The sequence below is a fragment of the [Clostridium] symbiosum ATCC 14940 genome (assembly GCF_000466485.1).
In the GTDB taxonomy this organism is placed as follows: Bacteria; Bacillota; Clostridia; order Lachnospirales; family Lachnospiraceae; genus Otoolea; species Otoolea symbiosa.
The window spans coordinates 39,453-46,793 of the sequence record NZ_KE992858.1 but is presented as its reverse complement, the minus strand read 5'-3'; the positions used below and the strand labels follow the sequence as shown (position 1 = coordinate 46,793).

The following is a 7,341-nucleotide window of genomic DNA, read 5'->3' as shown; positions in this document are numbered from 1 at the left end:
ACTGAAACCCTACACTTATATATTAGGAGGAGGTGTGTCTGCTTCAGCTGTATGTTGGAAAATTAGGAACAAAGCAGTTAATGCCGCGGCTCCGGGCTGATAGTAAATGACGTGCCGTGGTATTAAGTGACAGGTAACTAGTCGCCCCCTGCAGAATGTATATATTCTTCTCTCCGTGACGGTCTGGCGTTTGGAATTGAGAAGGATTGCGTTCTGCAGGGGGCGGCTTTTCCTGTTGGAAAAACAGTATGCAATGATTAAGAAAGTGAGGGTTTAAAATGAGTGAAAAAGAAAAAAAACAGCGTACGGTTCGTCTTCCCAACGTTTTTGAGGCATTGTTACCCATTGACGTAATGTTAGGCCTGATGTTGTATCACTTTATGGCCGGCACCAGTTACGGAGATGCGCATATGCCGCTGCTTGTCTCCATTGTTGTAGCCTGTATTATCGGCTGTATCTGCGGCCACTCTTTTTCAGATATGATGGCAGGTATGCTGGACTGTCTGAACCGTACAATGGAAGCGATTCTTATTCTGTGCACGGTCGGCATTCTGGTGGCATCTTTTATCATGTCTGGCACGATTCCGGCCCTGATCTATTACGGACTGGATCTGCTGACTCCAAAGCTGTTTCTGCCGGTCGGCTGCATCCTGTGCGCCGTTGTCGGTCTGGCCTGCGGTTCTTCCTGGACCACCACCGCAACCATAGGTATTGCTTTTATGGGGATTGGAGCCGGCCTGGGCATGCCGGTTGCGCTGACAGCCGGTATGATTATATCCGGAGCTTATGTGGGAGACAAATTTTCTCCGCTGTCAGATACCACCAATCTGGCCGCCGCAGTCTCGGAAACAGGCCTCTTTGATCATGTTACCGCAATGGTATCAACAACGGCTCCAACCTTCGTGATTGCTTTGGTCCTGTATACAATCATAGGTTTTGGCTATTCAACGACCGGATATGACAACACGGTTGCCCTGGAACTCCAGCAGGCTCTTGCAGGCGGATACAACTTAAATCCGGTGCTTCTGTTGCCCATCGTTGTGGTTGTCGTTGTATGTGTGTTAAAACTGCCGGCCTTGCCAGGCCTCGCCATTTCCGTGGGCTGCGGTGTCCTCTTTGGGGCTGTTTTCCAGGGAATCACTAATGTCAGTGATATTTTTAACATTCTCCATTACGGAACCACATTTGAAAGCAGCAATGAACTGGCTAACAATCTGCTGAGCCGCGGCGGCATGGATCACCAGATGTGGACCATCAACCTGATACTGCTGGCCGTAGCCTACGGCGGAGCGCTGGAACGGTGCGGCTGTGTCGAAACACTTTTCAGCGGTATCAAGAGTAAAATCCACAATGTAGGAGGTCTGGTTGTATTAACCCTGGTCACATCCCTGTTCTGCGACGCTACCATGTGTGACCAGTTCCTGGGAATTGGTGTTCCTGGCCCCCTGTACAGAGATAAATACGATGAGATGGGCCTGGCCCGAAACATGCTTTCCCGTACCCTTGAGGACTGCGGGACCCTGTGGGCCGTTATGTTCCCGTGGACCGGCTGCGGCGCTTATCAGTATGCAACCCTGGGCGTGCACCCCTTCGTATATTTCCCATATGCATTTGTAAATCTTCTGAATCCGATTTACGGCGGGATCACCGCCTGCCTGAAACGCAATGTGTTCTGGGCCGACGGCGCCTATACCAGCATTTTCGGTAAGACCACAATGCGTAAAGCGGCCGCTGCGCCTCCCAAAGAACATGCGTACGCCCTTGAAAGACTGGAAGCTCTCCGTGCTGCCGGCAAGGCCCCTGTCCCAACCGGCGTAAAGAAAGCCTGACCACTGATAACAGTAGAACGGAAAGGAATGGTTTTATGTGAGAACGAGAGCAGATTATCTCCCATGGGAATTAACAGCCGGCCCAAAATATCATGCCAGAGAATTAAAGCAGCGCAGCAAATGGGTTACGGCAGGCAGCTGGTTTATGTCCGGCCTGCTTCTGGCTGCAGGAGTCATTACACCGTATCGCGTTGCATTTATATTTGGCCTGTTATACATACTTGCCTTAAAAATGCAAAAGGATACGGTAATCACCAAGCGCGGGCTTGAAATTTTTTATCAGATGCATATTACCACACAGTATGATTTCTGGAGCTGGGAGCAGATTGATTCCGTGACGCTTGAGGATAGGAATCATCCGGAGCTGGTGGCCCTCCATATCAGCAAGGGTGACAGGATCCGGCGGCTTTTCTTCACAAGGGAGGATGCGGCAGACATTATGGTTCTGGCAAAAAAACAAAAACCCGGTATCCTGGTTGGTGAAGCCGATCCCGGCCGGATGATTGGCTTTAAAAGAGAAAATAAGCGTGGAAAGAGCGTACGCACAACGATGAAAGCATACAATTTTTCCAGGAAAAAATAGCTTAGAGGGACCCGCATGCGTACGGGTCCCTCTTTTAGCCGCCGAAGCGGCCTGCCGCAGGCGGAGATCTCAACAATATAACCGGCGGCGGAGGGCAGCAAAGGAAATATACTCCCATAGGGTAACGCTACAATCACTTATGAAGGTATAGCTCAGAGCCAGCAGTTCTATTATATTATTCATTTTCAAAGCCAGGAAAATGCTTATCAGGCAGACAAGGAAATACCTTCAATTCTGCCGTTTCCGTCCAGGGTACATCCTCGGGTGTTCCAAAATTTCTGACCAGCTCTATGCGAAGATATCTTGCCTTCACCGGCCTGTCAATAAAATAGGTATTCCATTTTTCTTTCATCTCCATGTGTACATCCAGAATTTTTTCCCAGTGTACCGTGTCTATGTCTTCATCCTCCCGCCCAAACCGGCTGCACCGCTCATCATTGCTGACGTAAAGACGGATATGCTCCGCCATCTCTTCCTCAATGCTGATGGTAGAACCGACATTATGAAAGATGCGGACCGTTTCAATTGCCTGCTCTTCTCCGAAAAAGTCAAGAATGGCATTGGCAGGCCCCATCGTATTGGCTCCCCATGTTCCTCCGTGTCTCTCCACATCGTCATCAATCAGGTTGCAGACCCAGTAATATGGGGTTTTCTCCGTCGTGCTGGCCCACTGGATTCGTGAATAAAGGCTCCCGTCTCTTCTGACTCCCAACGGCAAAAATCCCCTCTCCATATCTCCAATTGTAATTGTTCCATTCTCTTCTTTACAGGTACAATAACCCGGAAGTATCTCGTTCAGTGTCTCTGCCTGTAAAATCCTGACTGTACCGCTTGTATCCTCTACTTCTTCCGTATCGGTTATAATCGTATGAACGCCGAGAGAGCTAATAAATTCCCGAGACTCTTTGGTTAATAACAAAGCTGCATATTCGCGTTCCGGACAAATCGTGAGCTGTCTTGATTTCCTGCTTTTCATGATCAGTATTTCAAATGGCGGCAGCTTTTTCAGGTGTTCCAGATTCCATACCTGAATTTCCCCGTCAATTCTGTAGAAATCTTCTGTATAGGCAATATGTCCTCCCGCTGCGGGTTCATGGCTTATCACATATTTCACTGTATTTTCACATCCTTTCCCTCTGTCAGTCATTTATCGCATCCAGAATCTCAAAGGCCCGGCTGCTGCATACGATATCAGCTCCTGCCTCCAGTAAATCAAGTGCCTCTTTTTCTGTCTCAATCAGTCCCTCCGCCTTGACCGGCAGCTTCTTTTGCAGAGCGCACCTTATCTTTTTAACATCCTCCGCTGTTGTCTTTCTGGGAATAACCGAATCGCCGGAAGTTGTCTTCAGACCGTCGGCGCCGCATTCTTCGCAAAGTCTTACAAGCTCCGAAATTTCCGGTTCTTCAAGCTGATATGTATTCAGAACGGCAAATAATGCGGCGCCTTCCACATGGATTAAACCGGCTGTCTCTTTTAATTCTTCGATTACCGTCTCTTTGTCGTCTGATTTAACAGCCGACAGATTGACCCCAATATCAATTTCATCGGCGCCGCTTTTGGAGGAAAAAAAAGCATCCGCTATTTTTGTAGCCGGTACATCAATGCCCGATGGATAACCGGTAACCGTACATACCTTCAGACGTCCCTGTGCCGTGTCAACCGCAGTCTTGACCATGTTCTGAAAGACGCAGACGCCGTACAGGCCATAATGAACCGCTTTTTCCACAAATTCTCTCACCTGCTCCTGTGTATGGCCGATTGTCAGGTCAGTTGCTATCATCTTTTCCGATAATTCTGATTTTCTCATGTATCTCTCTCCTATTCGAAGGTGTCTAAAATCTGAAACGGTGCGCTCGTTGCGATTCTGTCGCATCCGGCCAGTATCATTTCTTTTGCCTGCTTCCCATTTCTGACTCCGCCCGATACCATAACCTTAATCGCATCGCCAAAATGTGATTTGATATTTTTCACTTCCCCGGGCGTGCTTCTGCACCCATGACCTGTATTTGTTTTCAGGAACGAAACATTGGCTTCGATACACAGCTCGGCTGCTTTTAATTGCTGATCCGGGGTTAGCAGCGTAGCAAAATAAATAATTTTTATCAGTTTATCATCCCCCGCCAGGTCCAGAACCGCCTTAATTTCATCTTTTACCCTTTCATACTCTCCCGCCAGAAATGCACTGATATTCATTGATACATCAAGTTCATCCGCTCCGGCATTGAATGCCTCCTTTGCCGCCTTCAGGCGTATCGTATTCACCGCTCCCCCCATAGGATAATCAACCACGGACACAATCTTTCTTCCCGCTTCATGGGCAATATCGGCAACATGCCTGATAAAATAGGCCGAAGCAAGTATTCCTGCAAATTCATATTGAGAGGCCCGTTTGGTAAATGCAATTGCCTCTTCTATCGTCGGATTTGCCGCCGCCATAGAACCGTCCAGCATATGTTCCACACTTTTTTTCGTAATTTCCATTCTTACTGTTCACATCCTTTTCTCTTCTGCCGGCGGGCAGGTCCGTATCTGCCTTACCCGCCATTTTATGCTTCCCTGCCGATCACAGAATTTTTCTGTAGTTTTCTTTCATTGTCTCCAGTTCTTCCTCCTTCGGAAAAAATTCGAAAATTGATTCCTGCGGTCCTCTTTTCACGGCACAGGCAGCGATGCAGACAGCATGAATGACTGCTTCGGAAAGCTCCATACCTGAGGCAAGCCCGGCAACGAAGGCTCCTGCAAAGGTATCTCCCGCACTGGTGGTGTCCCGCACCGGAACCGGAGCACAAGGGAATACTTTTTCTCCGTTTCTCTCCACCAGGACCGCTCCGCTTCCCCCCATCGTGATTACTACGGCTTTGTTGACCCCCTTGTCAAGAAGGATTCTCCCCGCCCGGACGGCTGTCTCATAATCCGACACCTGAATACCGCTGAGCAGAGAAGCTTCATGCTCATTGGGTTTCATGTATGTAATATAACGGTAAAGCTCTTCATCAAATTTCACTACCGGGGCCGGATCTACCATGGTTTCCACACCCAAAGCATGGGCTTCTTTAATTGCATATTCGATTGCATCAAAATTATTTTCAAATTGGAAACCGGCTACGGAGCATTCACGGATCATCGGCTTTGCATCGTCAATATCCCGGGTGGTAATCTGGGCATTGGCCCCCGGCACCACGATAATAATATTTTCCCCTCTTTCATTCAGCATGACTCCGGCGGCGCCGGTAGCATGGTCTTTATCTATTTTTACATGTGTGCAGTCAATACCTGCCCTCTCGAAATCCTTAATGCAAAGGTGGCCGTATTCGTCATCTCCCACCCTCATGATTCCGCTTACTTTTGCACCGGCCAATGCAGCGGCCAGCATCTGGCCATGCCCTTTCGCACCTCCCGACATTTTAAACCGGTACCCCATGACAGTTTCCCCCATGGAAGGCATTTCCTTTGCGGTGAACGAATAGCAGCAATGATAACTTCCAAGTATAAACGCCTTATTATTTTTATTCATATTAAGCCTCCGCATTTTTCTGCTGTGAACAAAGACTGACTGCTACATACACGATGAACGCCGGAAGAATCGGAAATACGCTTGCATATGGCAGAGGCAGTATTCCCAGCATATTCAGGATTACGATGATCATGCCGACCACTGAACTGCAAACCGATCCCTTTGCCGTACCCTTTTTCCACAGAAGGCCTCCGAGGAACGGAACGAGACAGGAAGAAGCAAGGAAGGTATAGGTGGAAGACAGAAGACCCACGATACTTGTAAAGCTCAATGAAATCACGAGTGCAAAACAGGCAACAATAATATTTAAAACTACATTCATTTTTTTAATTGTCTCCTCCGATACATTCGGATTGATAAAACCTTTATATAAATCGTGAAGCACAACCGCCGATACTCCGATAAATAATGTATCAATCGTAGACATTACCGCTGCTACTACGGCCGCTACAAGAACCGCTGCAAGAATTGCAGGAAGGCTGTTGAGAACTACGGCAAAAAACGCCGAGGTATCGCGTACACCGTATTTGGCAGCTCCGTACATTCCGATAAATACCGGCATCACTGCAAGAGGAATCATTAAAACCGTAGAGAAAAGATGGGCCGCCTTGGACGTAAGCGCACTTCTTGCGGAACTGACTCTCTGAAATACGCACTGATCCGTAAAAATCGCAAGACAGGTTGGAACAATAAGCATGATGAGTGTCGCCTTGTCAAATGGTACAGCGGTAAAAAAACTCTTTGGAAGCGCTCCGCTTTCTACCGCCTCCACAATGGCTCCCACGCCGCCCTGCATCAGCACAAAAATTGTAGTGCCAATCAGCCCCAGAAGGATAATGCCCGTCTGGACGACTGAAGTGGCGAACGCTCCCCACAGCCCTGCAATCTGTGAGTATAACAAAACTACGATAGTTATGACGACGGCTCCCACATTACCGTCAAGACCAAGAGCGATAAACAGGGCCTTGCCCGCCATAATCTGTGCGGCCATGTTGCCGATAAAGGAAAATGCCGTGCTCAGGCTGTAAACCAGGGTTGTAATCCGGTCTCCATAACGTTCTCTCAGGAAATCTGAAAGGGAGATATATCCCTTTTTGTAAAGAAAGTCATTAATCGTGAATGAAAGTACCACATAGGAAAGAGCACAACCGATTCCATACCATATGCCTCCAATACCCATCTCAGCTCCCGAACCGGCACCGCCTACCACAAACCCGTTTCCTATATGACCGCCGATAGCGCCGCCCATAATAAGAAGGATCCCCGCATTTCGGCCGATATTCAGATAGCTGTCATATGTTTTCGCATATCTTCTTCCAACAAAGCTGATTGCGATCATCAGCAAAAAATAAAGCCCCAAAACAACCATTAATAATGTTAAATTCATATTCAAACTCCCTTCTCCGACGTATGT

Annotated in this window: 7 protein-coding genes; 2 read left to right on the top strand and 5 right to left on the bottom strand. The window is 48.1% G+C overall.

The genetic code is table 11. From position 1 onward, the window contains the following. The first annotated feature begins 278 nt into the window (after positions 1 to 278). Positions 279 to 1,829: a Na+/H+ antiporter NhaC gene (gene nhaC, locus CLOSYM_RS06560; RefSeq protein WP_021641478.1), complete on the top strand. Its 1,551-nt coding sequence runs from the start codon at positions 279 to 281 to the stop codon at positions 1,827 to 1,829. A 37-nt stretch (positions 1,830 to 1,866) separates the two neighbouring features. Beyond that, positions 1,867 to 2,412 carry a hypothetical protein gene (locus CLOSYM_RS06555; protein ID WP_004461986.1) on the top strand — a complete coding sequence of 182 codons (546 nt, stop codon included), beginning with the start codon at positions 1,867 to 1,869 and terminating at the stop codon, positions 2,410 to 2,412. Between the two features lie 175 nt (positions 2,413 to 2,587). On the opposite strand, the gene CLOSYM_RS06550 is transcribed toward CLOSYM_RS06555, so the two are convergent. The 5 genes from CLOSYM_RS06550 to CLOSYM_RS06530 all read right to left on the bottom strand — a co-directional run bounded on the left by CLOSYM_RS06550 (position 2,588) and on the right by CLOSYM_RS06530 (position 7,314). Continuing rightward, complete coding sequence (locus CLOSYM_RS06550) at positions 2,588 to 3,526, bottom strand: hypothetical protein (protein WP_147296728.1); 939 nt, start codon at positions 3,524 to 3,526, stop codon at positions 2,588 to 2,590. Positions 3,527 to 3,551: 25 nt separating this feature from the next. Further along, the gene (gene deoC, locus CLOSYM_RS06545; RefSeq protein ID WP_021641476.1) at positions 3,552 to 4,220 is read right to left on the bottom strand and encodes a deoxyribose-phosphate aldolase; all 669 of its coding nucleotides are present in this window, start codon (positions 4,218 to 4,220) and stop codon (positions 3,552 to 3,554) included. Positions 4,221 to 4,231: 11 nt separating this feature from the next. Beyond that, on the bottom strand, positions 4,232 to 4,894 hold the full coding sequence (gene deoC / locus CLOSYM_RS06540) for a deoxyribose-phosphate aldolase (protein ID WP_021641475.1): 663 nt from the start codon (positions 4,892 to 4,894) through the stop codon (positions 4,232 to 4,234). An 82-nt stretch (positions 4,895 to 4,976) separates the two neighbouring features. Continuing rightward, positions 4,977 to 5,927, bottom strand: a complete 951-nt coding sequence (locus tag CLOSYM_RS06535; RefSeq protein ID WP_044902207.1) for a ribokinase — start codon at positions 5,925 to 5,927, stop codon at positions 4,977 to 4,979. Position 5,928: 1 nt separating this feature from the next. After that, complete coding sequence (locus tag CLOSYM_RS06530) at positions 5,929 to 7,314, bottom strand: sodium:solute symporter family protein (RefSeq protein WP_049943611.1); 1,386 nt, start codon at positions 7,312 to 7,314, stop codon at positions 5,929 to 5,931. Positions 7,315 to 7,341 lie beyond the last annotated feature (27 nt).